The organism is Nocardia suismassiliense (genome assembly GCF_900269665.1).
Taxonomy (GTDB): Bacteria; Actinomycetota; Actinomycetes; order Mycobacteriales; family Mycobacteriaceae; genus Nocardia; species Nocardia suismassiliense.
This window is the reverse complement of record NZ_LT985361.1, coordinates 7,287,233-7,312,969: the sequence shown is the minus strand read 5'-3', so window position 1 is coordinate 7,312,969 and position 25,737 is coordinate 7,287,233. Positions and strand designations below refer to the sequence as shown.

Annotated in this window: 26 protein-coding genes and 1 riboswitch; of the genes, 14 read left to right on the top strand and 12 right to left on the bottom strand. The window is 68.7% G+C overall.

Annotated elements, in window-relative coordinates:
- Positions 1 to 13: 13 nt before the first annotated feature.
- Complete coding sequence (gene cofC / locus DBO33_RS32605; protein ID WP_107658465.1) at positions 14 to 697, bottom strand: 2-phospho-L-lactate guanylyltransferase; 684 nt, start codon at positions 695 to 697, stop codon at positions 14 to 16.
- Positions 698 to 728: 31 nt separating this feature from the next.
- On the opposite strand from cofC, the gene DBO33_RS32600 reads away from it, so the two are divergent.
- Together DBO33_RS32600 and DBO33_RS32595 are read left to right on the top strand one after the other, a co-directional pair.
- Positions 729 to 1,724: an NAD(P)H-dependent glycerol-3-phosphate dehydrogenase gene (locus DBO33_RS32600; protein ID WP_107658464.1), complete on the top strand. Its 996-nt coding sequence runs from the start codon at positions 729 to 731 to the stop codon at positions 1,722 to 1,724.
- A 77-nt stretch (positions 1,725 to 1,801) separates the two neighbouring features.
- On the top strand, positions 1,802 to 2,905 hold the full coding sequence (locus DBO33_RS32595) for a D-alanine--D-alanine ligase family protein (protein WP_107658463.1): 1,104 nt from the start codon (positions 1,802 to 1,804) through the stop codon (positions 2,903 to 2,905).
- Here DBO33_RS32595 and DBO33_RS44815 read toward each other — a convergent pair.
- Positions 2,793 to 3,371, bottom strand: coding sequence for a hypothetical protein (locus DBO33_RS44815; RefSeq protein ID WP_407670642.1), 579 nt, complete (start codon positions 3,369 to 3,371; stop codon positions 2,793 to 2,795). The genes DBO33_RS32595 and DBO33_RS44815 overlap by 113 nt on opposite strands.
- On the opposite strand from DBO33_RS44815, the gene DBO33_RS44810 reads away from it, so the two are divergent.
- The 5 genes from DBO33_RS44810 (at position 3,304) to DBO33_RS32570 (ending at position 6,665) form a co-directional block, all read left to right on the top strand.
- Entirely contained in the window at positions 3,304 to 3,639 is a 336-nt protein-coding gene (locus DBO33_RS44810) for a hypothetical protein (protein WP_407670647.1), read from the top strand. The two genes, DBO33_RS44815 and DBO33_RS44810, sit on opposite strands and share 68 nt — an antisense overlap.
- Before the next feature lie 108 nt (positions 3,640 to 3,747).
- Positions 3,748 to 4,716, top strand: a complete 969-nt coding sequence (locus tag DBO33_RS32585; RefSeq protein ID WP_107658462.1) for a thiamine-phosphate kinase — start codon at positions 3,748 to 3,750, stop codon at positions 4,714 to 4,716.
- Positions 4,717 to 4,727: 11 nt separating this feature from the next.
- On the top strand, positions 4,728 to 5,411 hold the full coding sequence (locus tag DBO33_RS32580) for a uracil-DNA glycosylase (RefSeq protein ID WP_107658461.1): 684 nt from the start codon (positions 4,728 to 4,730) through the stop codon (positions 5,409 to 5,411).
- A gap of 54 nt (positions 5,412 to 5,465) precedes the next feature.
- The gene (locus DBO33_RS32575; protein WP_107658460.1) at positions 5,466 to 5,741 is read left to right on the top strand and encodes a hypothetical protein; all 276 of its coding nucleotides are present in this window, start codon (positions 5,466 to 5,468) and stop codon (positions 5,739 to 5,741) included.
- A 60-nt stretch (positions 5,742 to 5,801) separates the two neighbouring features.
- A complete protein-coding gene (locus tag DBO33_RS32570; protein ID WP_107658459.1) occupies positions 5,802 to 6,665 on the top strand; it encodes an alpha/beta fold hydrolase in 864 nt (287 codons plus the stop codon).
- Position 6,666: 1 nt separating this feature from the next.
- On the opposite strand, the gene DBO33_RS32565 is transcribed toward DBO33_RS32570, so the two are convergent.
- The 3 genes from DBO33_RS32565 to rpmB all read right to left on the bottom strand — a co-directional run bounded on the left by DBO33_RS32565 (position 6,667) and on the right by rpmB (position 8,277).
- Entirely contained in the window at positions 6,667 to 7,446 is a 780-nt protein-coding gene (locus DBO33_RS32565; RefSeq protein ID WP_107660791.1) for an enoyl-CoA hydratase/isomerase family protein, read from the bottom strand.
- 37 nt (positions 7,447 to 7,483) lie between these two features.
- Positions 7,484 to 7,990, bottom strand: a complete 507-nt coding sequence (locus DBO33_RS32560) for a GNAT family N-acetyltransferase (protein ID WP_107658458.1) — start codon at positions 7,988 to 7,990, stop codon at positions 7,484 to 7,486.
- A gap of 95 nt (positions 7,991 to 8,085) precedes the next feature.
- On the bottom strand, positions 8,086 to 8,277 hold the full coding sequence (rpmB, locus tag DBO33_RS32555; protein WP_011210730.1) for a 50S ribosomal protein L28: 192 nt from the start codon (positions 8,275 to 8,277) through the stop codon (positions 8,086 to 8,088).
- Positions 8,278 to 8,571: 294 nt separating this feature from the next.
- Between rpmB and DBO33_RS32550 the strand changes: the two genes are divergently transcribed.
- A complete protein-coding gene (locus DBO33_RS32550; protein ID WP_107658457.1) occupies positions 8,572 to 10,200 on the top strand; it encodes a DAK2 domain-containing protein in 1,629 nt (542 codons plus the stop codon).
- Positions 10,201 to 12,483: an ATP-dependent DNA helicase RecG gene (recG, locus tag DBO33_RS32545; RefSeq protein WP_107658456.1), complete on the top strand. Its 2,283-nt coding sequence runs from the start codon at positions 10,201 to 10,203 to the stop codon at positions 12,481 to 12,483.
- A 21-nt stretch (positions 12,484 to 12,504) separates the two neighbouring features.
- Here recG and DBO33_RS32540 read toward each other — a convergent pair whose 3' ends face one another.
- Together DBO33_RS32540 and DBO33_RS32535 are read right to left on the bottom strand one after the other, a co-directional pair.
- On the bottom strand, positions 12,505 to 12,909 hold the full coding sequence (locus DBO33_RS32540) for a nuclear transport factor 2 family protein (RefSeq protein ID WP_107658455.1): 405 nt from the start codon (positions 12,907 to 12,909) through the stop codon (positions 12,505 to 12,507).
- A 98-nt stretch (positions 12,910 to 13,007) separates the two neighbouring features.
- Entirely contained in the window at positions 13,008 to 14,459 is a 1,452-nt protein-coding gene (locus DBO33_RS32535; protein ID WP_325050763.1) for an MFS transporter, read from the bottom strand.
- A gap of 168 nt (positions 14,460 to 14,627) precedes the next feature.
- Here DBO33_RS32535 and sigJ point away from each other — a divergent pair, with 168 nt between their 5' ends.
- Positions 14,628 to 15,554, top strand: coding sequence for an RNA polymerase sigma factor SigJ (sigJ, locus tag DBO33_RS32530; RefSeq protein ID WP_107658453.1), 927 nt, complete (start codon positions 14,628 to 14,630; stop codon positions 15,552 to 15,554).
- Here the strand turns inward: sigJ and DBO33_RS32525 are convergent.
- Positions 15,533 to 16,954 carry a short-chain fatty acyl-CoA regulator family protein gene (locus tag DBO33_RS32525; protein ID WP_199856825.1) on the bottom strand — a complete coding sequence of 474 codons (1,422 nt, stop codon included), beginning with the start codon at positions 16,952 to 16,954 and terminating at the stop codon, positions 15,533 to 15,535. The genes sigJ and DBO33_RS32525 overlap by 22 nt on opposite strands.
- Positions 16,955 to 17,101: 147 nt before the next feature.
- On the opposite strand from DBO33_RS32525, the gene prpD reads away from it, so the two are divergent.
- The gene (gene prpD / locus DBO33_RS32520) at positions 17,102 to 18,625 is read left to right on the top strand and encodes a 2-methylcitrate dehydratase PrpD (RefSeq protein ID WP_107660790.1); all 1,524 of its coding nucleotides are present in this window, start codon (positions 17,102 to 17,104) and stop codon (positions 18,623 to 18,625) included.
- A gap of 14 nt (positions 18,626 to 18,639) precedes the next feature.
- Here prpD and DBO33_RS32515 read toward each other — a convergent pair whose 3' ends face one another.
- Positions 18,640 to 18,813, bottom strand: coding sequence for a DUF1737 domain-containing protein (locus tag DBO33_RS32515; protein WP_107658451.1), 174 nt, complete (start codon positions 18,811 to 18,813; stop codon positions 18,640 to 18,642).
- 26 nt (positions 18,814 to 18,839) lie between these two features.
- Here DBO33_RS32515 and prpB point away from each other — a divergent pair, with 26 nt between their 5' ends.
- From prpB to DBO33_RS32500, 3 genes are all read left to right on the top strand, one after another.
- Positions 18,840 to 19,748 carry a methylisocitrate lyase gene (gene prpB, locus DBO33_RS32510; protein ID WP_107658450.1) on the top strand — a complete coding sequence of 303 codons (909 nt, stop codon included), beginning with the start codon at positions 18,840 to 18,842 and terminating at the stop codon, positions 19,746 to 19,748.
- A 5-nt stretch (positions 19,749 to 19,753) separates the two neighbouring features.
- A complete protein-coding gene (locus tag DBO33_RS32505) occupies positions 19,754 to 20,878 on the top strand; it encodes a bifunctional 2-methylcitrate synthase/citrate synthase (RefSeq protein WP_107660789.1) in 1,125 nt (374 codons plus the stop codon).
- Positions 20,879 to 20,978: 100 nt separating this feature from the next.
- Positions 20,979 to 21,356, top strand: a complete 378-nt coding sequence (locus DBO33_RS32500) for a nuclear transport factor 2 family protein (RefSeq protein ID WP_107658449.1) — start codon at positions 20,979 to 20,981, stop codon at positions 21,354 to 21,356.
- 323 nt (positions 21,357 to 21,679) lie between these two features.
- Here the strand turns inward: DBO33_RS32500 and DBO33_RS32495 are convergent, their stop codons facing one another.
- The 3 genes from DBO33_RS32495 to metE form a co-directional block, all read right to left on the bottom strand.
- Positions 21,680 to 22,210 carry a hypothetical protein gene (locus DBO33_RS32495; protein ID WP_107658448.1) on the bottom strand — a complete coding sequence of 177 codons (531 nt, stop codon included), beginning with the start codon at positions 22,208 to 22,210 and terminating at the stop codon, positions 21,680 to 21,682.
- A complete protein-coding gene (locus tag DBO33_RS32490) occupies positions 22,207 to 22,776 on the bottom strand; it encodes a TetR/AcrR family transcriptional regulator (RefSeq protein WP_107658447.1) in 570 nt (189 codons plus the stop codon). The genes DBO33_RS32495 and DBO33_RS32490 overlap by 4 nt, the downstream gene beginning before the upstream one ends.
- A 93-nt stretch (positions 22,777 to 22,869) precedes the next feature.
- The gene (metE, locus tag DBO33_RS32485; RefSeq protein WP_107658446.1) at positions 22,870 to 25,137 is read right to left on the bottom strand and encodes a 5-methyltetrahydropteroyltriglutamate--homocysteine S-methyltransferase; all 2,268 of its coding nucleotides are present in this window, start codon (positions 25,135 to 25,137) and stop codon (positions 22,870 to 22,872) included.
- Between the two features lie 153 nt (positions 25,138 to 25,290).
- A riboswitch (cobalamin riboswitch) is annotated at positions 25,291 to 25,485 on the bottom strand.
- Positions 25,486 to 25,737 lie beyond the last annotated feature (252 nt).

Genomic DNA, 25,737 nt, shown 5'->3' with positions numbered 1-25,737 from the left:
CCCTAGCGACCTCCTAGCACACTCGGCGAACCGGAATGTGAACAGGATCTGGCCAGCCGATGTCGTGCAGCGCCACCCGGGTCGCGCAGCCCGCGCCGAGCTCAATGGCCAGGTCCAGGTCATCAGCCGTGTCCACATCCAGTCGCAACCCGGGCCACTCGCCGGCCAGATCGACCGCACCCGCCGCTCTGTGTTTGCCCGCCGAACCAGGGCCGAAACGGGGTTCGAGGGCGGCAATGGGGTCGCGGACAAGTAGCGCTGCGGTGCCGGTGCCCGCGTGATCGACCACGATCGAGCGCAGCCCGCGCGGGGCGACCGTCAGCACGTCTCCGAGTTCCTCCGGGCGCAGTGCGGGCAGGTCCGCCTGCAACGCGAGCAGATCGACCGGGCCGTACCGGTGCCGCAGCCCCGTCGCGGCGTCGGCGAGCGCGTTATTCAACCCGTCTCGGCCGGCGGTGCGGGGCTCCGGGTGCACCGCGGCGCCCATCGAGCGGGCCAGGTCGGCCACCGCCGGATCCGGCGTGACCACGGTGATCGAAACGATCTCCTGGACGGCCGCGGTAGCAGTGATGGTGTCGGCGAGCATGGCGAGGACCAGCCGGGCCCGGTGTTCCGGGCGCAGCCGGTCGGCCAGTCGGCTCTTGGCCTGATCGAGGCTCTTCACCGCGATCACGGCATGCACGGCGTGCGGGCGCATGCGTCCAATCCTTCCATGGCATATTGGGCAGATGACGAGGGCGGCAGTACTGGGCGCGGGATCTTGGGGGACCGCGTTCGCAAAGGTCTTGGCGGACGCGGGAACCGACGTCACCATCTGGGCGCGACGACCCGAGGTCGCCGAAATACTGCACACCCAACATCGCAATCCGTCCTACCTCACCGATATTCCTTTGCCCCCGCTGAAAGCCACCCACGACCCCGCCGTCGCCCTCGACGCGGCCGACATCGTGGTGCTCGCGGTGCCGTCCCAATCCCTGCGCGTAAACCTCGAGCAGTGGAAAGGGTTGATCCCTCCGGACGCCTCACTGCTCAGCCTCGCCAAAGGCATCGAGAACGGCACATTGCTGCGCATGAGTCAGGTGATCGCCGAGGTCAGCGGGGCCGACGCGAGCCGGGTCGCCGTGCTGTCCGGCCCGAACCTGGCCCGGGAGATCGCCGTCGGCCAGCCCGCGGCGACCGTGATCGCCTGCTCCGACGCCGACCGCGCCGTCGCGCTGCAGCACGCCAGCGCCACCGGATACTTCCGCCCCTACACCAACACCGATGTGATCGGCTGTGAAATCGGCGGCGCGTGCAAGAACGTGATCGCCCTCGCCTGCGGCATCGCCTCCGGAATGGGCTTGGGCGACAACACCGTCGCCAGCATCATCACCCGCGGCCTCGCCGAAATCATCCGCCTCGGCGTCGCCCTCGGCGCCGAACCCGCCACCCTCTCCGGCCTCGCCGGCGTCGGCGACCTCGTCGCCACCTGCACCTCACCCCTGTCCCGCAACCGCTCCTTCGGCCACGCCCTCGGTGCGGGCGGCTCCATGGAAACCGCCCAGGAAGCAACCCACGGCCAAGTCGCCGAAGGCGTCAAATCCTGCACCTCCATCCGCGCCCTCGCCGTAAAACACGACGTCGACATGCCCCTCACCACCGCCGTGAACCAGGTCTGCCACGAAGGTATGGCCGTGCGGGAAGCCGTCGGTAATCTGCTCGGGCGGCGGATCAAGCCGGAATAGGCCGCCCGGCCCCGCCCCGCGGTTGGGCTCACGGGTAGCGGTGTGGGCCGCTCGCGGCGACGGGTACGGTTCGGGGCATGACGAACCGGATCCGGGTGGCTGTGGTTTTCGGCGGGCGGGGCAATGAGCACTCTGTGTCCTGCGTGGCGGCGGGCAGCGTGCTGCCCAACCTGGATCCGGAAAAGTACGACGTCGTGCCGATCGGGATCAGTACCGAAGGGGCATGGGTGCTGGCCGATTCGGAGGTCGCGGCCCTCGGATTCCAGGACCGCGCGCTGCCCTCGGTCGACAGCACCGGGACGGCGTTGACCTTGGCCGCCGGTCCCAGCAATTCGGGTGCGCTGGTCGCGCTCGATGATCCCGGCGCCACCCTCGGCTCGGTCGATGTGGTGTTTCCGCTGCTGCACGGGCCGTTCGGGGAGGACGGAACCCTGCAAGGCATGTTGGAACTGGCCGGCGTGCCTTACGTCGGCGCGGGCGTGCTGGCCAGCGCGGCCGGCATGGACAAGGAGTTCACCAAGAAACTTCTTGCGGCCGAAGGGTTGCCGATCGGTCTGCAGGTGGTGCTGCGGCCCGGCACCGAGACGCTCAGCGAGGAGGACCGGGCGCGCCTCGGGCTGCCGGTATTCGTGAAGCCCGCGCGTGGTGGATCATCGATCGGCATCACGAAGGTCACCGATTGGGCAGCGCTGGACACGGCTATCGCTACCGCCCGGGCGCACGATCCCAAGGTGATCGTCGAGGCGGGCATCGTGGGACGTGAGGTCGAGTGCGGCGTACTCGAATTCCCGGACGGTCGAGTGGAAGCCAGTGTGGTGGCGGAGATCCGGATGCCGGAGGAAGACACCACCGCCGCCGGCCCCGAGTTCTACGACTTCGAGACCAAATACCTCGACGACGTCTGCGAGTTCGACATCCCGGCGAAGCTGGACGACGAAGTCTCCGACAGCGTCCGGGAATTGGCGATCAAGGCGTTCCGGGCACTGGACTGTCAGGGCCTGTCCCGGGTGGACTTCTTCATCACCGCCGACGGGCCGGTGATCAACGAGATCAACACCCTGCCCGGCTTCACTCCGATCTCGATGTACCCGCGGATGTGGGAAGCCACTGGCGTCGACTATCGAACCTTGGTGTCCACCTTGATCGAGACGGCCCTGGCGCGCGGCACCGGACTTCGCTAGCACGGGGCGCTGCCGAACTCGACCTCTCCAGCGGGAAAGCCACTCTGAACCCGGTTCGCGACTGATCGACGGGACGTGGTGGCGGCGTTGTGCGAGTGCCGTCATGTCCCGGTTGGGTCAGTTGGGGAGGGGGCCTGGGTCTAGGGGNGCGGGCGCGGATCGCGCGGTATTCGCGATCGGAATCCAAGCCGTATCGTTCGACCTGGACACGGATCTCGGCAGGGCTGAGCGTGCCGAACAGGATGCCGCGGACCAAGTCGGCGCGGCGCTGCTGGTCGTGGCGGGGTCGGTCGGAAACGGCATCGATATGTTCGCGCGCCACCGCGCGGGTCGGGGGGTCGGGGGGGGGGGGGAATTCGGTGGGCAGGGCGGGGAGCAGGGTGGTGCAGGCGGGGCCGGTGGCAGCGGGTGCGGGGACCGGGCCGAGGACGAGCGGTTCGCGTTCGACGGGGGCGCGGCGGGCCATGATCGCGGCCACCAGGACACCGACCACTAGGACGACCGGCAAGGCCACGGCGGTGGCGATGAGGGCGGGGGAGTACTGGCGGGCGCTCGCGGACGAGTCGAGGGTGCTGCCATCGGTTTTCGCTGTGGCGGCCTCGGCGCCCTCGACAGGCTTCCCCACCGTCTCCTTCGCCGAATCGCGGTCCGACGATTCCGCCGCCATGCTCACCGATCCTTCCTGTCGCGCTGAATGGGTGGTCGGGGCCGCGGGAGGTGCGGCGGCGCGGTGACCGGCCCGGTAGTAGTCGATTGCCCTGAAAAGGGTACCTTCGGGTCGATTCCAGTCGGCAGCGCGTCTGAAAGGACCGGTCATCAGCGAGTACACGGGGCCGAGGACGGTGCGTGAACTGGGGGAGTTCGCGCTGATCGCGCGGATCAACAGTGGTCGGGTGCAGGCGCCGGGGGTGTTGCTCGGGCCCGGTGACGACGCCGCGCTGGTGGCCGCACCCGACGGGCGGTTCGTGGTCACCACCGACATGCTCGTGCAGGACCGGCATTTCCGGCTCGACTGGTCGAGTCCGGTGGATATCGGACGCAAGGCGATCGCGCAGAACGCGGCCGACGTGGTCGCGATGGGCGCGTGGCCGAGCGCGTTCGTGGTGGCGCTCGGCTGCCCGGCCGACACTGCGCTGGACGTGATCGATGGCCTGACCGAGGGGATGTGGGCGGAGGCGACCCGGGCCGGCGCGTCGATCGCGGGCGGTGACCTGGTCCGCAGCCGCGACCTGGTCATCTCGGTGACCGCGTTCGGTGACCTGCGTGGCCGGGCGGCCGTCACGAGAGCCGGTGCGCGCGTGGGGGACACGGTCGCCGTCGCGGGCCGTCTCGGCTGGTCGGCCGCCGGCCTCGCGATCCTGACGGCCGGTGCCGAAGCCGACGACTTCGCCGAAGCGCTTGCCGCACATCGTGTCCCGCAGCCGCCCTATCCGGCGGTGCTCGAAACGCTCAGCGACAGCTTGAACTCGCTCACCGACGTATCCGACGGCCTACTCGCCGATCTCAGCCATATCGCCACCGCATCCGGTGTCGCCATCGACCTGCATTCGTCCGCATTGCACGACCCGGAACTCGAAAACCTCGCCGCACACCTGGATGCCGATGCGGCGCAATGGATTCTGTCCGGCGGCGAGGACCACGCGTTCGTCGGCAGCTGGTCGGCCGGGTCCGAGCTGCCCGCCGGATGGGTGCCGATCGGCCGAGTGTCGGCCGGTCACGGCGTCACGGTCGACGGCGTACCCCCCTCGGGCAGCGCCGGCTGGGAATCGTTCAGTGGGGCGGACTCGGCGTCCGGGAGCGAACCACGATAAGTTGTGCGGTCATGGGCGCGAAACCACTGTCGGAAATCATGGATCCGGGATGGGCGAAGGCACTCGAATCGGTGGCGGATCGGATTTCCGCCATGGGCGAGTTTCTGCGCGAAGAGAACGCGGCGGGCCGCGGCTACCTACCGTCCGGTGAGAATGTGCTGCGCGCCTTCCAGCGTCCGTTCGAGGCGGTGCGCGTGCTGGTCGTCGGCCAGGACCCGTACCCGACGCCCGGTCATGCGATGGGCCTGAGTTTCTCTGTGGCACCGGATGTTTCGCCGGTCCCGCGCAGCTTGGCCAACATCTTCGCCGAGTACACCAAGGACCTCGGCCACCCGACGCCGTCCTGCGGTGACCTGAGCCCCTGGTCTGATCAGGGCGTGCTGATGCTGAACAGGGTGCTCACGGTGACCCCCGGCCAGCCCGCCTCGCATCGTGGCAAGGGCTGGGAGGCGGTGACCGAGCAGGCGATTCGCGCGCTGGTCGCCCGGGACGAGCCGCTGGTCGCCATTCTCTGGGGTCGGGACGCGGCGACGCTCAAGCCGACCCTGGTCGGGGCCGAGGTGCCCTACATCGAGTCCGCGCATCCGTCGCCGCTGTCGGCTTCGCGTGGCTTCTTCGGTTCGCGCCCGTTTTCCCGAGTGAACGAACTACTCGACGAACTGGGTGCCGAACCCGTTGACTGGCGCCTGCCTTGAGCAGGCGTCTGTGTGTGATCTACCTAGATTGAAATTCGAGTGAGGAGCTTTTCCATGCCCAACACCACCGTTCGCGGCGCACTGCGCGGCACCACCGCCACCCTGGCCATCTGTGCTGCCCTCGCGGGTGGCGCCGCGTCCGCGAGTGCGGCGGGCCTGCCGCTGGAGCAGGCCACCGAGACCACGTCCGCCCCCGCGGACACCGCCTCGACGCAGATCGGCGAGGAATTCACCTCCAACGGCTCCTCCACCATCTCCTCCTCGGTCAACGCCAAGGTCGCCTGCCTGCTGCAGCGCACGCTGAGCGCGTCCGGCAAGTGGGACTGCTGAGCTAGCCGGTTATCGAGGCTCGCCCGCGAACCGTAACCGGTTCTATGCGATCCTCGATTCGTGAGTAAAGCGAACAAACTTCTCGAGCCCGCACTGCTGCGGCTGCGCGGCTCGGGTGGGATCGAGCTGGTCGCGGACCAGTTCGGCCCGGCCGACGGTCCGCTCGTCGTCTTTCTGCATGGCGGCGGGCAGACCAGGCACTCGTGGAAACAGACCGGCGCGAAGCTGGGTGCGGCGGGCATGCGCGTCGTCACGCTGGACGCGCGCGGACACGGCGACAGCGCGTGGTCCGACGCCGCCGACTACCGCCGCGACACCATGGTGGCCGACCTGCTGCTCGTGCTCGAACAGCTCGGAGCGCCCGCCGTGGTGGTGGGGGCGAGCATGGGCGGCATCACCGGCCTGCTCGCCACCGCCGAACCCGCGGGCACGGCGATCAGCGCGCTGGTGCTCGTCGACATCGTGACCAGACCGGAGCAGGCCGGCGTCGCGCGGGTGATGGACTTTCTGGGCAAGCACCACAACGGATTCGACAGCCTCGAGCAAGCGGCCGACGCCGTCGCCGAGTACCTGCCGCACCGGCCGCGTCCGAAGAACACCGACGGCCTGCTGCGCAATCTGCGCCGGCGCGACGGCCGCTGGTACTGGCACTGGGACCCGGACATGCTGTCTCAGCGCGTCGAGGATCCGTCGGAGCTGACCGAGCAGCTGGAAGCCGCCGCGCGCAAGCTGACGATTCCGGTACTGCTGGTGCGCGGCATGCAGTCGGATGTGGTGAGTCCCGAAGGCGCAGCGGCGTTTCAAGAGCTGGTGCCGCACGCGCAGCTGGTCGAGATCGGCGGCGCGGCCCACACCGCGGCCGGTGACGACAACGACTCCTTCACCGACGCGGTCGCCGAGTTCGTCTTGCAGACCAGCGAGTGAGCTAGCTGTAGTCGGGCTTTCGCTTCGCCACGAACGCGTCGACCCCTTCGCGGCCGGTCGCGCCGTTGGCCGCGGCAGCGATCGCATCACGCTCGCGATCCAGCTGATCACTCAGGGCCGACGAAGTGGACTGTGCCAGTAGGGTTTTGATGCTCGCGTAGGTGGATCGTGGTCCGGCGGCCAGGGTCTGGGCCAGCTTCAGTGCCTCGGCCTGTACCTCGTCGTCGGCGACCAGCCTGCTGAGGATGCCGAGCCGCACCGCCTCGTCGGCGTCCAAAACCGCGTCGGTGAGCAGGATTTCGCGGGCCCGGCTCAGTCCCACGATGCGCGGCAGCGTCCACGACATGCCGCCGTCGGGGCTCAGGCCGATGCCGGGGTACGCCGGGCGCAGCTTGGTGCTCGGCCCGCCGAGCGCGATATCGGCGGCGCAGACCAGGCTCATGCCCGCACCCGCGGCCCAGCCGTGCACGCCGACGACCACCGGCACGGTCGTCGCGTCGAGCGCGCGCACGAAATGGTGCAGATCCGTTGCCAGACTGTAGATGTGGGCGGCCCGGTCGGTCGCTGCCGCGAAGCCGCGCACGTTGCCGCCCGCGCAGAAGTTGGCGCCCGTGCCGGTCAACAGGACGGCGCCGACATCGCTGCCGAGCGACCGCAGGGCGGCCGTGCCCGCGACGATTCCGCCGAAGTCCATGGACGTGCCGTTGGCCGCGGTCGCGATGGTGATCTGCAGAACGCCGTCGGCGGTGCTCACGTACCCGGCTTGCTCGGTGGAGGTCATGGTCAGCACCTTATCGCGTGCGCGCGAGTGGGCTGTCTCACCGCTGGGTGCCGGACGGGCGCACCATCCGGACCTCGATGGCGGGCGTGAACGCTTCGACCCGGCGGGTGCCGTCCAGCGCGAAACCGTGTTTGCGGTAGAAGGACTGGGCGCGCGGGTTCTCCTCGAACACCCACAGCGAGCAGGCCGCCGAGGGGTCGACCGCGGCGCGCAGCAGATCGTGCGCGACGCCGGTGCCGTACCAGGACGCGCGGACGTACAGCGCGTTCAGTTGGAGCGGGGTCACCGCCGGATCGTCGAGACTGTCGCCCGCGGTCACGAAGCCGATCACTCGATCATCGACGAGCGCCACCCACGTCCGTCCGGGGTAGGTGACCCGTTGCCGCTCCCACTGCTCGGCGCGGCGCTCGACATCGAACGCGTCGAGCACATGCGCGGGCACCAGGCCGGGGTACGCCTCCCGCCAGCAGGCGATGTGGCATTCGGCCAGGCTGTAGGTGTGCTCGGCGGCGAGCGGCCGGATGCGCCACTCGGGCTCGGTCATACCCGGCATTCTCACCCATCGATGACTACGCCCCGGACCACCCTTGCGGGTGCCGGGGCGTGCGTCGGTCTCTTACCGGTTCAGCCGAGGCTGAATCAGCCGCGAACGACCTTGCCTGCCTTGAGGCAGGAGGTGCACACGTTCATGCGACGGGTGTTACCCGGCGCAACCTGGGCGCGAACGGTCTGGATGTTCGGGTTCCAGCGACGGTTGGTGCGCCGGTGCGAGTGCGAGACCGACTTCCCGAAGCCGGGGCCCTTGGCGCAGACGTCGCAGACGGCAGCCATAGTCGCGAACTCCTTCATGTCATGTGGAGGACCGCCGCCCGCGGGCAGCATGTCCGGAAACAATGTATTGACGTACCCCTGCCGACTGACATCGGCCAGCGCAAACCGGCAACGGCCACGCGAGGCAACCCTGCAAGGGTAGCGGGACGGCCCCCGATCCACCAAACCGGGTCGCTTTCCGACGTTGCCGGAACACGAGGTGGGTACCACCAGTATGTCGGTATCGCCCGCTAACCTTGCGGGCGGTGCAGGTCTGACAAAGAAGGGGTGACGGTGCCCGGAGCGCGGGATGTGATGGACGGCACGGCGTTGCTGCGCTGGGGCCGCGCCTGCCTCGACGGGCTGGAGAACCGCCGCGAGGAGATCAACGCCCTCAATGTCTTCCCCATCCCGGACGCCGACACCGGCACCAACCTGCTCGCCACGATGCGCGCCGCGATGGATGCGGCCGCGAAGGGTGCTCAGGGCTCGGCGCACGACGTTGCCGCGGCGATGGCGCGCGGCGCGACACTCGGTGCCCGCGGCAACTCGGGCATCATCCTTTCGCAGGTCCTGCGCGGTATCGCCGAGGCGGTCCGGCACGAGCCACTGACCGCCGAAACCCTCCGCGATGCTCTGCGCCGGGGTTCGGCTCTGGTCCGCGAAGCGCTGAGCGAACCGATCGAAGGCACGATCCTCACCGTCCTCGACTGTGCGGCCGCCAGTGCCGCCGACTGCCCGGACACCTCGCTCGCGGAGGTGGCGGTGGCGGCGGCCGACGGTGCCGCCAAAGCGCTCGGCGACACCCCGTCCCAGCTCGGTGTGCTGCGCGAGGCGGGCGTCGTCGACGCGGGCGCGCGCGGGCTGGTGGTGCTGCTGGACTGCCTCGTCTCGGTCACCCTCGGCGAGTTCCCGACCCGGCCGGAGTACACCCCGCGCGACCCGGTCCCGGCGCAAGTTGTCGAAAACGCCGAGGTAACCGGCTCGCCCGCACCGCAATACGAGGTGATGTACCTGCTGGCCGACACCGACGAGGACCAGCTGGCCCGGCTGCGCGCCCGCCTCACCGAGCTCGGCGACTCGGTGGTGGTCGTCGGCGACGGTGACAGTTCCTGGTCCGCCCACGTGCACTGCGCCGACGCGGGCGCTGCGGTGGAGGCGGGTCTCGCCGCCGGGAAACTCAGCGGCATCCGCATCGAGAGCTTCGCGCCCGCCAAACACGACATGACATCCGGGCACCTGGTCACCCACACCACGATGGACTCCGCCAAGGAGACCGACGGCCCCGCCGACCGCGGCATCCTGGCGGTCGCGGCCGGTGACGGCGCGGCCGAGCTGTTCGAGGACGCCGGCGCGGTGGTGCTCGCGGGCGACGGCGCGGTGCCGGCCGCGACCCTGCTCGACGCGATCCGGGCGATGCCGAACCGCGAGGTGCTCGTGCTGCCCAACGGCGCGCTACCCGCGCACGACCTGGTCGCGGTCGGTGTCGCTGCCCGTGACGCGCACCGTGACGTGCTGCTGCTGCCGAGCGCATCCATGGTGCAGGGCCTCGCGGCGCTGGCCGTGCACGATCGCGGCCGGATCGCCGTCGACGACGCCTTCGCCATGTCCGAGGCGGCCGCCACCACCAGGTGGGGGTCGCTGCGCGCGGCGCAGGAGCGGGCGCTCACCATGGTGGGCACCTGCGAAGCGGGCGACGGGCTCGGCCTGGTCGGCCACGACGTGGTGGTGATCGACCACGACGTGCGCGCGGCGGGCCTGACCCTGCTGGACCGGATGCTCGCCTTCGGTGGCGAACTGGTCACCCTGTTGATGGGCGCGGCGGCACCGGACGGTCTCGCCGGCGAACTCGCCGCACACATCGGCGAAAGCTTTCCCGGCGTGGAGGTCACCGTGTATTCCGGTGGGCAGCACGGGGATCTGGTGCAGATCGGAGTGGAGTAGATGGCGACCCTGAGTGACCGGCTCGACCATGTCCTCGGCGTGAAGGCGGCGGGTTCGCTGGTCGACGCGTTCGACATGCACACGGTGGAGGACCTGCTCCGGCACTACCCGCTGCGTTACGCCACCCAGGGCCAGCCGCTGACCGAGGAAGAGCCGGAAGACGGTACGCATATCACCGTGATCGGCCGGATCACCAAGGCCGAGCTGCGGCCGATGCGCAATCGCCGCGGTTCGCTGCTGAAGGTGGTGCTGGACACCGGTTCCGGTACCGGCCGCGGCGTCGACGTCACCTTCTTCAACGGCGACAAGGTGAAATATGTTGTGCGCGAAGGGCTTCGCGCGATGATGTCGGGCACGGTGAACTACTGGCGGCCCGGTCAGTGGAATCTGAGCCATCCGGGCTATCTGATCCTGCCCGAAGCCGACGACGAGTCGGTGGGCGCGGTGAAGACCGTGCGCGGCGGCGGTGACCTGCGCGGCCTCGCGCAGAGCGCGAAAGGCGCTGAGGGCGTGGACACCTCGTTCATGGAGCGGGAGTTCATCCCGGTGTACCCGGCCACCGCGAAGGTGCAGAGCTGGGACGTGCTCGCCTGCGTCCGGCAGGTGCTCGATCAGCTCGATCCCATCGATGACCCGCTGCCCGACGACATCAGGAACGAGCGTTCGCTGATGAAGATCTCGGACGCGCTGCGCCTGATCCACCTGCCGGAGCGCAAGACCGATATCGACCAGGCGCAGGAGCGGCTGCGTTTCGACGAGGCGCTGGCCTTGCAGCTGGTGCTCGCCGAACGCCGCCACGAGGTGTCCGGCCGGGCCGCGCGCCCGTGTCCGCCGCGCGCCGACGGCATCGCCGCCGAATTCGAGAAGCGGCTGCCGTTCGAGCTGACCGAGGGCCAGAAGAAGGTGGTCTCGGAGATCTCCGCGGATATGTCGCGCAGCCATCCGATGCACCGGCTACTCCAAGGTGAGGTCGGCTCGGGCAAGACGATCGTCGCGCTGGAGGCGATGCTGCAGATCGTCGACGCGGGCCAGCAGTGCGCGTTGCTCGCGCCGACGGAAGTGCTTGCCGCCCAGCACTATCGCTCCTTGCGCGGCATGCTCGGCGACCTCGGCAACGCCGGTGAGCTCGGCGCGGGCGACAGGTCGACCAAGGTCGTGCTGGTCACCGGCTCGATGTCCACCGCGACCAAGAAGGCCGCGCTACTGGCGGCGATGACCGGCGAGGCGGGCATCGTGATCGGCACGCACGCGCTGATCCAGGACAACGTCGAGTTCTTCGACCTCGGCATGGTGGTCGTCGACGAACAGCACCGCTTCGGCGTCGAACAGCGGGATGCGTTGCGCGCCAAGGCGAAATCCGGCGCCAGTCCGCATCTGCTGGTGATGACCGCGACGCCGATCCCGCGCACCATCGCGATGACCACCCTCGGCGACCTGGAGACCTCGACGCTCACCGAACTGCCGCGAGGCCGCTCGCCGATCACCTCCAAGGTCGTTCCGCGCAAGCAGCATCCGAACTGGGTCGACCGCGCCTGGGAGCGCATCGTCGAGGAGGTCAAGGCCGGTCGGCAGGCCTACGTGGTGTGCTCACGCATCGGTGACGACGAGGCGGAGGGATCCGGCAAGTCCCGCAACGGCAAGAAGGCCGCCGAGCCGGAAAAGGAAGGCCCGACCACGCAGGCTGCGCTGGATGTCTTCGAGATGCTGCGCACCGGTCCGCTGGCCGAGCTGCGCGTCGGCCTGCTGCACGGCCGCCTGCCCGCGGACGAAAAAGACCAGGTGATGCGCGCTTTCAACGACGGCTCCGTCGACGTGCTCGTCTGCACGACCGTCGTCGAGGTCGGTGTGGACGTGCCGAACGCGACCGTCATGGTGATCGTGGACGCGGACCGCTTCGGCGTCAGCCAGTTGCATCAGCTGCGCGGGCGTATCGGCCGAGGCAAGCACCCTGGATTGTGCCTGCTGGTCACCGATTCCGCGCCCAACGGCTCGGCCATGGCGCGACTGGACGCCGTCGCCGCCACCACCGACGGCTTCGAACTCGCCGTGCTCGATCTGCGCACCCGCCGCGAGGGCGACGTGCTCGGCTCGGCCCAGTCCGGCACCGCCCGCTCGCTGCGCCTGCTCTCGCTGCTCGACGATCTCGAAGTAATCACCGCCGCACAGGATCTCGCCCGCGAGGTGGTCGAGGCCGACCCGGGCCTGAAGAAGCACCCGGGCTTGGCGAGCATGATGCACGCGGCTGTCGACGCCGAACGGTTGGAGTACCTGGCCAAGTCGTAATCGGCTCGCCGGCAACGGGAATCACCGCGCCGCGACGGCGGTGATCTGGGTGAGCGAGCAGCGCCAGCCCTGCTCGGTCTCGACGAACACGTCCGTCGTCCACTCGTCGGCGTCGAACCGTTCGCCTTGGTAGTGGGCGATATTGGTGGCCCGCACCGTCAGCACCGCGACCTTCCCGTAGTGCTTGATCGAGGCCTCGCCTACCCGCTGCCTCGCCGAATGGGTCAGGGCACCGGACTCGACGAACGCGAGGAATTCCTTGGCGGAGGTGATCCCGTTCTCGGAGACCATGGTCCAGTCATCGGTCATGTAGTCGGCGATCCTGGCCGCATCGTTGGCGACGATCGCGGCCATCCACTGGTCGAGCAGACCCACCAGCAGGACGTCGATCGAGCCGTCAGCGGTGGAAGAACGTGTCGTTGCCATGCTTCGCACGGTAGACCTGACGTCGGGCTACGGGCTTGGACGAATGGAACACCTGCGGACCGGGTGCGGACACTACCGCTACCCGGCCCGCAGTCACGCTAAGCGGCAACAGGTATCGCCGCTGCTTCCTCCCCGCGCGAGTTGGCGGTACGCAACCCGATGAACGCGGCGCTGAGCGTGATGAACCCGCCGATCAACAGGGCGAGCTGGAAACCGGACGTCATCGCCTCCAGCGGCGCGTCGCCCGCGGTCAACTGGCTCGCGGTGTGCGAGGTGGCGACCGCGGTCAGCACGGCCAAACCGAGCGCACCGCCGATCTGCTGGCCCGTATTGAGCAGTGCGGCGGCTAGTCCGGCTTGCTCGGCGGGCACGCCCGCGTTGGCGGCGGTGGTGTTCGCGACGAACACCACGCCGAGTCCGACGGACATGAACACCATCGGCGGCAGCAGGTCCACCAGATACGAACCGTCGGTGGGGATGCGCGACAGCCAGATCAGCCCGACCCCGGAGATCACCGAGCCGGCCACGATGAGCGGCCGAGTCCCGGTCTTGGCGATGATCTTCGCGGTCACGCCGGCGGCGGCACCGATGGTGAGGCTGATCGGCAGATAGGCGCTACCCGCCTGGAACTCCCCGTAGCCCAGCACTTCCTGCATGTAGAGCGTGACGAAGAAGAACATCGCGAGCATGCCCGCGGCCAGCGTGAGGTGGGTCAGGTTGGCCGCCGCGAGACCTTTGACCCGGAAGATCGTCAGTGGCACAAGAGGATCCGCGGTCCGTCGCTCGTTGAGCACGAAGCCGACCAGCAGCACGACCGCCACGCCGAGTTGCAGTATCGTCCGCACGTCGCCCCAACCGTGCTGCGGCGCTTGCACCAAGCCGTAGACGAGCAGCATCAGACCGCCGGTCGCCAGCGCGGTACCGAAAACATCGAAGCCGCCACGTATCTCGTTGCGCCGGTCGTCGGGCACCAGGAACGGCACCACGGCCAGCACCAGTAGGCACACGGGTGTGTTGACGTAGAAGACCCAACGCCAGCCGGGGCCCTGGGTCAGTACGCCGCCGAGGAAAACCCCTGCGGCGGAGGCGAGTCCGGCGGTGCCGCCCCACACGCTCAGCGCGGTGGTGCGATCGGTGCCCTCCCGGAAGTTGGTGGTGAGGATCGACAGCGCCGCGGGCAGCATCAATGCTGCGCCCACGCCCTGGGCGAAGCGGGCGCCGATCAGCAGCTCGCTGGACTCGGCCAGGCCACCGATGGCCGAGGCGGCACCGACCAGGATCGTCCCGGCGATCAGCACGCGACGCCGGCCGAGCAGGTCGGCCAGCCGCCCGCCGAGCAGCATCAGCCCGCCGTAGGTCAGCAGGTAGCCACTGGTGATCCATTGCAGCGTCGAGACCGACAGCCCCAGTTCGTGCTGGATGGTGGGTAGCGCGACATTGACGATCGAACCGTCGACGAAGTCGAGGAACGCGACCAGGCACAGCAGCGCCAGCATGAGTTTGCCGCGGCGGGTCGCCAGGAACGACGGTGATTCGGTGAGTGCACTCACTCCGATGTCCTCTCTCGGGTGCGGACGAGTTTTCATCCGTTGCCATCCGAGAGCCGCGGCCCAGGGCGCTACGTGACATGGGGAGAGCCGGATCACAATTTTCGTGCGAGCGTCACTTTTCCCCGAGCTGTCTCGCTCCTAGTAACGACACCGGCATGAGGAGCGACGATGATCGAAATCGTGGACGAGGATGCGACCAGTGTGTTCGCCGGCCACCGAGAACTGCTGTTCTCGGTCGTCTACAACATGCTCGGCAGTGTCGCCGACACCGAAGACGTGCTGCAGGACACCTGGCTGGCCTGGGTAGCGCGCCTGCGCGCGGACAGCCCCGAGATCGAGCATCCGCGCGCCTATCTGGTGCGTATCGCGGTCAACCACGCCTTGGCCAGGCGTGCCGCGATCAGCCGGCGGCGGGAAACCTACGTCGGCCCGTGGCTACCCGAGCCGCTGGTCTCCGACGAACCGACGGCCCAGGACAGCGCCGAGCCCGCGCTGCGCGCCGAATCCGTCTCGATGGCGATGCTGGTGGTGCTGGAGACGCTCACGCCGCTAGAGCGCGCGGTCTTCGTGCTGCACGACGTGTTCGGCTATCCGCACGCAGACATCGCCGACATGCTCGGCCGCAACACCGCGGCCGTCCGGCAACTCGCGCACCGGGCGCGCGAACACGTCCATGCCCGCCGGCCGCGCCACCAGGCCGACCCGCGGGTGCAGCGGGAGGTGACCGAGAGGTTCCTCGCCGCCCAGCTCGGCGGCGATATGGCGGGCCTGCTCGAACTGCTGGCGCCGGACGTGACGTTCTGGTCCGACGGCGGCGGCAAGCAGCGGGCGGCGCTGCGCCCGATCCACGGCATGGACAAGGTCGCCCGGTTGATCACGAGTCCGATTGTGCTGGGCCATGTGCCGAACCTGCGCATCCGGCACCGGTGGGTCAACGGCGACCCGTCGGCGGTGGTCTTCTCCGGTGACGCGCTGTTCGCGGTCGTCGTGCTCGACATCGATCCGGGCACCGAGCAGATCCGCGGCATCTACGCGGTGGCCAACCCGGACAAGCTCGCCAGGATCGCGGGCGATCAGCGTCCGACGCGCGGATAGGGCAGGTCGGTGCTGGTGAGCTCGTTGACGGCGAGGGGGCTGCCGATGTGCGGGAAGGCGCGCTGCGGGCACGACGGCCGCTCGCAGACCTTGCACCCAGCGCCGATCTGGACCGCCACGGCGGGGTCGACGAGCTGGAGGCCGGACGAATAGACCAGGCGCTCGGCGTATTCGATGTCGCAGCCGAGGCCGATCGCGCAGTTCTTTGTCGCGGTGCCGAATCCGTGCGGCGCGGTCATCGCGGTGCGCGCGATCCACAGGTAGCGCCGCCCGTCCGGCATCTCCGCGACCTGGGTGAGGATGCGGCCGGGATGGGCGAACGCCTCGTGCACCACCCACAGCGGGCAGCTGCCGCCGACCCGGGAGAAGTGGAAGGCGGTGGCGGACTGGCGTTTCGAGATATTGCCCGCGCGGTCGGTGCGGACGAAGAAGAACGGCACCCCGCGCTGGCCCTGGCGTTGCAGCGTGCTGAGCCGGTGGCAGATGGTCTCGAAGCCGACCTCGAAGCGCAGCGCGAGCAGGTCGATGTCGTAGTGCAACTCCTCGGCCGAGCGCAGGAACCGGCCATAGGGCAGCACCAGTGCGCCCGCGAAGTAGTTGGCCAGCCCGATCCGCGCCAGCGTGCGGGATTCGCCGGTGAGCGAGGGGGTTTCGGCGAGCACGCCGTCCAGCTCGGTGCTGTACAGCAGGAATCCGAGGGTGGTCGCGATCTGGAAGGCGCGCTGCCCCGGCCGCAGGCGCCTCGCCAAAGTCAGTGTGCGACTGTCGGGGTCGTACTGCCGCTTCGGGATGGACGGATCCGCGCCGTCGCCGCGCACGAGCACGGTGACCCCGGCCCGCTCCTCGGCCACTCTGGCGAGCTGGCGGTCCAGCGAGCCGATGGTCAGGCCGGACTGCTCGAACAGGTGCTCGGCGGCGAGGTCGAGCTGCGGGATGTGATTGTGGTGGTCGTAGAAGAAGTCCCGGACGTCCTCGTAGGGCATGGGCATGCCCGGCGCGCCGGTGGGTGCGGATACCCGGGCGGAGAGCAGGTCGAGCTGGTCGGTCGCCGCGCGCAGGCGGCGGTGCATCGCGACGACGATCCTGGCGACCTCGGGCTGCCTGGTCGCCAGTTCCTCCACCTCGGTCAGCGGCGCGGTGTGCCCGCCCGCGGCGTCGATCAGCACCTCGTGCAGATCGGAGACGAGGCGCGCGTCGGAGTCGGCGGCGAAGAACTGGACGTCCAGATCGAAGGTGGAGTTGAGTTTCAGCAGGACCGGGATGGTGAGCGGTCGCTGATCGCGTTCGAGCTGGTTGAGATAGCTGGGCGATAGATCCAGCGACTTCGCGAGAGCCGCCTGGGTGAGTCTGCGTTCTTCGCGCAACCGCCGGAGCCGGGCGCCCGCATACATCTTCCGCACTGCAAGATCGTAGCCCCGGGCCTTCGCAATCATCGCAATATCCACACTTCTTTTCCGCAGAAATATGCTGCTGCGAGGTATTTTCCGCGAGATGTCGGCTGCGTAGCGTGCGAAGAGAGGTTCGTTCACCACCCCTTGGAGGACGCATTGAAGACACACATCGTACGCGCCCGCCCCGCCGACGCCGATTTCCCGCGCGCGGAACACCTGGCTACCAAGATCGCCGAGGTAGCCGCCGTTCCGGTCGAGGTCCCGGCCGAGGTCGCCGAGATGATCGTGAACCGGATCATCGACAACGCGGCGGTCGCGGCCGCGTCGCTGACCCGCCGCCCGGTGACCAGTGCTCGGGCGCAGGCGCTCGCGCAGCCCTATCGGCCCGGCCCGGGGCGGTCGGGCGCGACGGTGTTCGGCCTGCCCACGCAGCGCTGGGTATCGCCGGAATGGGCCGCCTGGGCCAACGGAGTCGCGGTGCGCGAGCTCGACTTTCACGACACCTTCCTGGCGGCGGAGTACTCGCATCCGGGCGACAACATCCCGCCGATCCTCGCGGTGGCCCAGCATCTCGGTCGCAGCGGTAGTGACCTGATCCGTGGCCTGGCAACGGGTTACGAGATCCAGATCGACCTGGCGCGCGGAGTCTGCCTGCACGAGCACAAGATCGACCATGTCGCGCACCTCGGGCCGTCCGCCGCGGCAGGCATCGGCACGCTGCTGGGGCTCGACACCGAGACGATCTATCAGGCGATCGGCCAGGCGCTGCACACCACCACCGCGACCAGGCAGTCACGCAAGGGCGAGATCTCCAGCTGGAAGGCCTACGCCCCCGCGTTCGCCGGGAAGATGGCGGTCGAGGCGGTGGACCGGGCCATGCGCGGCGAGGGCGCGCCGTCGCCGATCTGGGAGGGCGCCGACGGGGTGATCGCCTGGCTGCTCGGCGGGGCCGACGCGGAATACCATGTGCCACTGCCGGGTCCGGGCGAGGCCAAGCGCGCGATCCTGGACAGCTACACCAAGGAGCACTCGGCCGAGTACCAGAGCCAGGCGCCGATCGACCTGGCCCGCCGGATGCGTTCGCGCATCGGCGATCTCGACCAGATCGCCTCGATCGTGCTGCACACCAGCCACCACACGCACGTGGTGATCGGCACCGGATCGGGCGACCCGCAGAAGTTCGACCCGTATGCCAGCCGCGAAACCCTGGACCACTCCGTGCCTTACATCTTCGCGGTCGCGCTACAGGACGGAACCTGGCACCACGAGCGGTCTTACGCGCCGGAGCGTGCGCAGCGACCGGACACCGTCGCGCTGTGGCGCAAGATCTCCACCACCGAGGATCCGGAGTGGACGCGGCGCTATCACGCCACCGATCCGAACGAAAAGGCGTTCGGCGCACGGGCGGTGGTGACGCTGCGCAGCGGCGAGACCATCGTCGACGAGCTCGCCGTCGCCGACGCGCACCCGCTCGGTGCGCGACCGTTCGCGCGGGAGCAGTACATCACCAAGTTCCGCACGCTCGCCGAGGGTGTGCTCGACCCGGCCGAGCAGGATCGTTTCCTCGACGCGGCCCAGCGCACCCCGGAACTGGCTGCGGGCGAACTGGATCAGCTTACGTTCACCGTGTCGAACGCCGTGCTGGACCGCGCGCCCAGGACTCCGGAAGGGATCTTCTGATGCGCGGCGTCGAGCTACTCGCCATCCCAGACCAGCGCCTGCGCGGCGATCACCGCGACGCCGTTGAAGGTCACCGAGGGGGAGCCGTGCAGCCGGTAGCCCTCATCGAGCAGTCCGCTGATCCGCTCACAGAACGAGGCGTCGTCGACGCCGGTGATCAAGCGGTAACGCAAGGGACGATCGTTCATGCCGTCAGCCTAGAGCGGTGCCCCCGATGACGGGACTGCTGGCGGCCGCGACGAGCGCGGCGGACAAGCGGGTGGCGTTCCGGGCTGGGTTAGCTTCCGGGCGGATTCAACGGTTGCCCGGTGCGTTCAATCCGTTGGTGGCCAAGCTGATTCAGGAAGTCGGCTTCGAGGGGGTCTACGTCTCGGGTGCGGTGATGTCGGCCGAGCTCGCCCTGCCCGATATCGGCCTGACCACGCTCACCGAGATCACCGCGCGGGGGCAGCAGATCGCGCGGGTCACCGACCTGCCGGTGCTGATCGACGCCGACACCGGGTTCGGCGAGCCGATGAACGCGGCACGCACGGTGACCCTCCTGGAGGACGCGGGCCTGGCCGGCTGCCATCTCGAAGACCAGGTGAACCCGAAACGCTGCGGCCATCTCGACGGCAAGGCGGTGGTGCCCGTCGCCGAGATGATCCGCCGCCTGCGCGCCGCCGTATCGGCGCGGCGTGACCCGAACTTCGTGCTCTGTGCCAGGACCGACGCCCGCGGTACCGAGGGGTTGGCCGGGGCCATCGATCGGGCCAAGGCCTACGCCGACGCGGGCGCGGACCTCATCTTCACCGAGGCCCTGACCGACGCCGCGGAGTTCGCGAGATTCCGCGCCGCCGTGCATGTTCCGCTGCTCGCCAACATGACCGAGTTCGGCAAATCCGAGCTGCTCTCGGCACAGACCCTGGCGGATCTCGGCTACAACGCCGTCATCTACCCGGTGACGACGCTGCGGCTGGCCATGCACGCCGTGGAACACGGACTGCGCGAAATCGCTTCGACCGGAACTCAATCCGGCCTCGTCCCGGCGATGCAGCACCGGTCGCGACTCTACGAACTCCTGAACTACCAGCAGTACAACGACTTCGATTCCGGAATCTTCACGTACACCCCTAGCGAGTGAGCGACATGACCGAGATCAAGAAGGGCCTGGCCGGGGTGGTGGTCGATACCACGACCATCTCCAAGGTGGTGCCCGAGACCAACTCACTGACCTATCGTGGCTACGCGGTGCAGGATCTCGCGGCCCACTGTTCCTTCGAAGAGGTCGCCTACCTGCTCTGGTACGGCGAACTGCCCGACGCGGCCCAGCTGGCCCTGTTGTGCCAGCGGGAGCGGGCGCAGCGCCGGGTCGACCGATCAATCCTGTCGCTCATCGAGAAAATGCCCACCTCCTGCCATCCGATGGACGTGGTCCGGACGGTGGTGAGTTTCCTCGGGGCCGAGGAACCAGAGGAGGAGCTGGGTACCGCCCCCGCGCCGCGAGCGTTGCGGGCCAAGGCCTTACGGCTGACCGCGGCGCTGCCGACGATCATCGCCGCCGATATGCGCCGTCGGCGCGGCCTCGATCCCATTGCGCCGCAGTCACATCTGGGTTTCGCGGAGAACTTCCTGAACATGTGCTTCGGCACGGTGCCCGACCCACGCATCGTCCGCGCCTTCGAGGTCTCCCTGATCCTTTACGCGGAGCACAGTTTCAACGCTTCGACCTTCGCGGCGCGGGTGGTCACTTCCACCCAGTCGGACATGTACAGCGCGATTACGGCCGCCATCGGTGCGTTGAAGGGACCGCTGCACGGCGGCGCGAACGAGGCCGTCATGCACACCATGCTGGCGATCGGCGAACCGGAGCTGGCCGCGCAATGGTTGCGCGCCAAGCTCGAAAGCAAGCAGAAGGTGATGGGCTTCGGGCATCGCGTCTACAAGAACGGCGACTCCAGGGTGCCGACCATGCGGGCCGCGCTGGCGGAGGTCGCCGAGGTGACCGGCGGGCAACGGTGGTTGCGGATGTACACCGAACTGGAGCGGGCGATGGCCGAGGCCACCGGCATCAAGCCGAATCTCGACTTCCCGGCGGGCCCCGCCTACTACCTGATGGGCTTCGATATCGAGATGTTCACGCCGATCTTCGTGATGAGCCGGATCACCGGGTGGACCGCGCATATCGCGGAGCAGGCGGCCTCGAACGCGTTGATCCGGCCGCTGTCGGAGTATGTCGGTGTGCCGCAACGCGAGCTCGCCGGCCTCCGCTGAGACAGGGGCTTCCCAACCGAACACTTGCTTGGTTCAATCGGGGAGGCGGTGCGAACAACGCGGTTCGGCCGCCCCCGGCATCAGAAAGTGAGCCAAACCCATGCCAAGCCCCGATGAACTCGTCCGCGACATGTGCCGCAGCTGGTCCGACCCCGATCCGGACCGCATCGCGTCCTACTTCGCCGAAGACGCTGTCTACCACAACATCCCGATGGAACCGGTGGTCGGCCGCGCCGCCATCCGCGAGTTCATCGCGGGCTTCCTCACCACCTTCGAGGCCATCGACTTCGAGATCCACCACCAGATCGCCGCGGGCAACCTGGTCATGAACGAACGCACCGACACCCTCCGCAGCGCGGGCCAAGCCATCCCGCTCCCGGTCACCGGCGTCTTCGAGATAGTCGGCGACGCCATCATCGCTTGGCGCGACTACTTCGACATGGGCGTGATCAACCGGGCCTTCAACCTGGCGGGTTGAACCCGGCCGAACCAGCCGGACCGTTCTGGAAAATTCCTGGTAGCTACCCGGAACCGACGGGTGAGTTCGCGCGTCGAAGGTGGTTAGGGGCGATTCATGGAGTGGTTGGCGACGGGTGAAAAGGGGTTGGTATGGACCGATGTCCGGGGTGTCATACGGCGTGGCGGCGGGGGATGAGTTCCAGGTCGCGGCAGCAACCGGTCAAGCGGGCCGAGGAACCGTGTGAGCGGTATACGTCACGGCGGCGGCAGCGGCTGCGGCCGGAGACCGAATTCGAGTGAGGCGGTAGGTCGGTGCCTCCCGTGGGTGGGAGGCACCGATCGTCAGCGGGCGGCGTTCTCCGGAAGTAGGTGTGCGAGTAGCAGTTTGATCAGCAGGAGCGGAGCGAACCAGGCAACGACGTGCGGGATGGTGAGCATGCTCGTGGTGATGGTGAGTGCGGCGGCGGTGACGCCGAAGGCGATCGGACGGCGTAGCTCGCGCGGGGCGGTCGTGATGAGGACGGCGCCGGTAAGCGCCGAGGCGTAGATGCCGGCGGCGGCGAGCCAGGTGAAGCCGGGGACCACCAGGGCGAGCAGGAACGGCTGGACGTGGATGGCGACGAAGCCGAGGTGGTGCAGGCTGGTTCGGCCCGGACGGTGATACCAGCGCTTCGCCGAATCGGTGGCGTTGACGACCGCGCCGCCGAACATGTCGAAGGCGACCAGCGTGACGACGGCGACGCTCAGCCAAGACAACTCGGCGTGCAGCGCCAACCCGAAAGCCAGTGCGGCGCCGCCGAATGCCGCGCCGAAGCCCGTGCCGACCTCGCCGCGCGTGGCATTCGGAGCGATCAATCGATCCGTGAGCTTCATCGACGGATTCCTTCCACGCAGATCTGCACGATCGGGTCGGCCAGCTCGCGCAGAGGCACCTGCGGATCGACCAACGCTTGGACGAGACAGCCCTCGATGGCACCGACCACGACCGCGGCATGCGGTTCGCCGATACCGGGCCGCAGCTCACCGTCGGCCTGGGCCTGCCGCAGCAGATCCGCGACGGCCGCGCGGTATTCGCGATACACCGACGCCATATCGAGCGGTGGATTCGACGCCCAGACATCCAGCAGGACGCGCGCGTGGTCGGGGTGCGCGGCGAGCATCTCGACCGTCCCGTGGATCAGCCGAGTCAGCCGATCCAGCGCGGTGCCGTCGCCGAGCTCGGCCAGCGCCTGCCCGCTGCTCTCGGCGTAGCTGTCGAAAACCCCGGCCAGCAAGGCATCTCGGCTGTCGAAGTACAGATACACGCTGCCCTTGGCGATGCCCGCCTCGGCGGCGACGTCCTCGATGCGCGAGGTGGCGAAACCCTTGCGGGCGAACACGCGCACCGCAGCCTCGAGAATCTCCGCTCGGCGGGCGACCCGGTCGACTTTCTTCGGCATGAGCCGATTATGAATGACCAGTCAGTCATAAACAAGGGTGAAGTTCAGCCCCCTCCGCGAACACGAAGGGGGCTGAACTTCAAAGAGCCGGAATCAGCGCACAGCCGTCGCGGCGGCCACCATGTTCCGCAGTGACGCCTCCACCTCGGCCTGTCCACGGGTCTTCAGCCCACAGTCCGGGTTGACCCACAGCCGTTCGGCGGGAACGGCTTTCAGTGCCGCACGCAAGGAGGTGGTGATCTCCTCCACGCTCGGCACCCGGGGCGAGTGGATGTCGTACACGCCCGGCCCGACACCCAGGTCGAAGCCCGCGGCGTTGAGGTCATCGAGCACCTCCATCCGAGAGCGCGCCGCCTCGATCGAGGTCACGTCGGCGTCCAGCCCGGCGATCGCGTCGATCACCTCGCCGAACTCCGAGTAGCAGAGGTGGGTGTGCACCTGGGTGGCGTCCGAGACGCCGGAGGTGGCGATCCGGAACGCCTGCACCGACCAGTCGAGGTAGGCCTGCTGGTCGATCTTGCGCAGCGGCAGCAACTCCCGCAGCGCGGGCTCGTCCACCTGGATGATGCGGATACCCGCGGCCTGCAGGTCCACCGTCTCGTCCCGGATGGCCAGCGCGACCTGCCGCGCCGAGTCGCCGAGCGGCTGGTCGTCGCGCACGAACGACCAGGCGAGGATGGTGACCGGCCCGGTGAGCATGCCCTTCACCGGCTTGTCGGTGAGCGACTGCGCGTAGCTGATCCAATCGACGGTCATCGGCGCGGGCCGGGTCACGTCGCCGAACAGGATCGGCGGTCGCACGCAGCGCGAACCGTAGGACTGCACCCAGCCCTGCTCGGTGGCGGCGAAGCCGTCGAGCTGTTCGGCGAAGTACTGCACCATGTCGTTGCGCTCCGGCTCGCCGTGCACGAGCACGTCCAGGCCCAGCTTCTCCTGCAGCGCAATGACATCGGCGACCTCGGCGCGCATCCGGCGGATGTACTCGGCCTCATCGATCTCGCCCTTGCGGAACGCCGCCCTGGCCAACCGGATCGCCGAGGTCTGCGGGTACGACCCGATGGTCGTGGTCGGCAGCGGCGGCAGTTGCAGCCGTTCCTGTTGCAGCGCACGACGTTCCTCGGCGGGCGCGCGCCGGCTCGCGTCCGGGCCGAGCGCCGCCAGCCTGGCGCGGACCTGTGCGTCGTTCAGCCGGGGGTCGGACTGCCGGGTCGCCAATGCCGCACGCACCTCAGCCAATTCGGCGCTGATCGCCTCGGTGCCCTCGGTCAGCGCGGTCGCCAGCAGCCGAACCTCGGCCACCTTCTCCGTGCCGAAAGCCAGCCAGGATCGCAGCCGGTCGTCCAGTCCGGTCTCCGCGACGAGCGTGTACGGCACGTGCAGCAGCGAGCACGAGGTCGAGACCGCCACCGACGCGGCGCTACCCAGCAGGGTGCCCAGGGTGGACAGGGCCTGGTCGAGATCGGCCCGCCACACGTTGCGGCCGTCGACCACGCCGGCCACCAGCAGCTTGCCCGCCAAGGCAGGCACGCCCGCCACATCGGAAACGCTGGTGCCTGCGGTGAAGTCGAGCGCGACGCCCTCGATGTCGGTGCCCGCCAGCGCGGTCAGTGCCGCGTCGGGGTGGCCGAAGTAGGTCGCCACCAGGATCGCGGGCCGCTGCGCCGACGCGGACAGGTCGGTGTAAGTGCTACGCACCAGGTCGATTTCGTCGTCGGTGAGGTCGGTGACCAGCGCGGGTTCATCGATCTGCACCCAGCCGACGCCCGCTTCGGCCAGTAGCCGGAGCAACTCGCGATACAGCGGGACGAGCTCGGTGAGCCGGTCCAGCGGCGCACCGCCGGTGGCCTTGGCCAGCTTCAGGAAGGTGATCGGCCCGACCACCACCGGGCGCGCGTTCGCGCCGAGCTCGGCCGCCTCGCGCACCTCGTCCAGCAGCTTCTGCGGGTTCAGCGAAAACACGGTGTCCTGGCCGATTTCCGGCACCAGATAGTGGTAGTTGGTGTCGAACCACTTGGTCATCTCCAGCGGTTCCACCGTGTCCGTGCCGCGGGCGGCGGCGAAGTACCGGTCCAGCGGATCGGCGATCCCGGCGACCCGCTGCGGCAGTGCGCCGAGCAGCTGGGCGGTGTCGAGCACCTGGTCGTAGTACGAGAAGGTGCCCACCGGGATCGAATCCAGGCCTGCCGTTTGTAATTCAGTGAGCTGGGCGTGGCGCAGCTCGCGCGCGACGGCGTGCAGCTTGTCGGCGTCGATCTTGCCCGCCCAGTAGGCCTCGGTGGCCCGCTTGAGCTCACGCCGCGGTCCGACCCTAGGTAGCCCGAGAACCGTTGCGGTGAACGGTGTCTGATTTACAACAGTCACGTTGTCTCTCCAGTGCTGGTGTCGTAGGCCGACGCCTTAACAGGCTGCGCGGCTACCGAGATACGCCAGGAGATTTCGACAAACTAGAGCCCGACATATCTGTACTGGTAGAACCGCGCGCCCAGATCCACGAGGCGGTGGCCGCCGGATACGGCGTATCCGACACGGCTGGCAGGTCTTCGGACTCACAGGCACCGGCCTCTCGGCCGACCTACTGGCCGTCGCTTCCCGGGCGTGCTGCCCAGTGCGTGTGACGGCGGTCGTTCCTGCTCACCGCTGCGGGACAGTCCCGGATTCCCACCGGGTTCCCTCTCGCCCGGCCACCCTTTCGGGGCGGTCGAACTCGACTCCGCTGCGCGACGACGGGGCTCCATCTCGTACGCGCCGCAGTGAACCAGCTGCACCTACGAGCATAGGGCGCGCGGCGCGGTGGTGGACGGCCGGGCGGGGGAGCGGCGGTCTCGGATCATTTGCCCATCACCGTTTGGTCATTTGACCAAGTCTGTGAGGAAGCCCACGGAACTCGGGTGTAGCCGCTCTTTCCGGAATGCGTTTAAGGTTGTCCCCTCGGGGGAGGGGCTCCCGCGTGGGGAAACGATT

Coding starts and splice junctions, on each gene's coding strand:
- DBO33_RS32595 (WP_107658463.1), top strand. CDS start 1,802: ATGACGAACCGGATCCGGGTGGCTGTGGTTTTCGGCGGGCGGGGCAAT.
- DBO33_RS32540 (WP_107658455.1), bottom strand. CDS start 12,909: ATGGCAACGACACGTTCTTCCACCGCTGACGGCTCGATCGACGTCCTG.
- DBO33_RS32515 (WP_107658451.1), bottom strand. CDS start 18,813: ATGAACGATCGTCCCTTGCGTTACCGCTTGATCACCGGCGTCGACGAC.
- prpB (WP_107658450.1), top strand. CDS start 18,840: ATGACGGGACTGCTGGCGGCCGCGACGAGCGCGGCGGACAAGCGGGTG.
- cofC (WP_107658465.1), bottom strand. CDS start 697: ATGCGCCCGCACGCCGTGCATGCCGTGATCGCGGTGAAGAGCCTCGAT.
- DBO33_RS32505 (WP_107660789.1), top strand. CDS start 19,754: ATGACCGAGATCAAGAAGGGCCTGGCCGGGGTGGTGGTCGATACCACG.
- DBO33_RS32580 (WP_107658461.1), top strand. CDS start 4,728: ATGGGCGCGAAACCACTGTCGGAAATCATGGATCCGGGATGGGCGAAG.
- DBO33_RS32575 (WP_107658460.1), top strand. CDS start 5,466: ATGCCCAACACCACCGTTCGCGGCGCACTGCGCGGCACCACCGCCACC.
- recG (WP_107658456.1), top strand. CDS start 10,201: ATGGCGACCCTGAGTGACCGGCTCGACCATGTCCTCGGCGTGAAGGCG.
- rpmB (WP_011210730.1), bottom strand. CDS start 8,277: ATGGCTGCCGTCTGCGACGTCTGCGCCAAGGGCCCCGGCTTCGGGAAG.
- DBO33_RS32550 (WP_107658457.1), top strand. CDS start 8,572: ATGGACGGCACGGCGTTGCTGCGCTGGGGCCGCGCCTGCCTCGACGGG.
- DBO33_RS32600 (WP_107658464.1), top strand. CDS start 729: ATGACGAGGGCGGCAGTACTGGGCGCGGGATCTTGGGGGACCGCGTTC.
- DBO33_RS32495 (WP_107658448.1), bottom strand. CDS start 22,210: ATGAAGCTCACGGATCGATTGATCGCTCCGAATGCCACGCGCGGCGAG.
- DBO33_RS32490 (WP_107658447.1), bottom strand. CDS start 22,776: ATGCCGAAGAAAGTCGACCGGGTCGCCCGCCGAGCGGAGATTCTCGAG.
- DBO33_RS32560 (WP_107658458.1), bottom strand. CDS start 7,990: ATGACCGAGCCCGAGTGGCGCATCCGGCCGCTCGCCGCCGAGCACACC.
- DBO33_RS32500 (WP_107658449.1), top strand. CDS start 20,979: ATGCCAAGCCCCGATGAACTCGTCCGCGACATGTGCCGCAGCTGGTCC.
- DBO33_RS32565 (WP_107660791.1), bottom strand. CDS start 7,446: ATGACCTCCACCGAGCAAGCCGGGTACGTGAGCACCGCCGACGGCGTT.
- sigJ (WP_107658453.1), top strand. CDS start 14,628: ATGATCGAAATCGTGGACGAGGATGCGACCAGTGTGTTCGCCGGCCAC.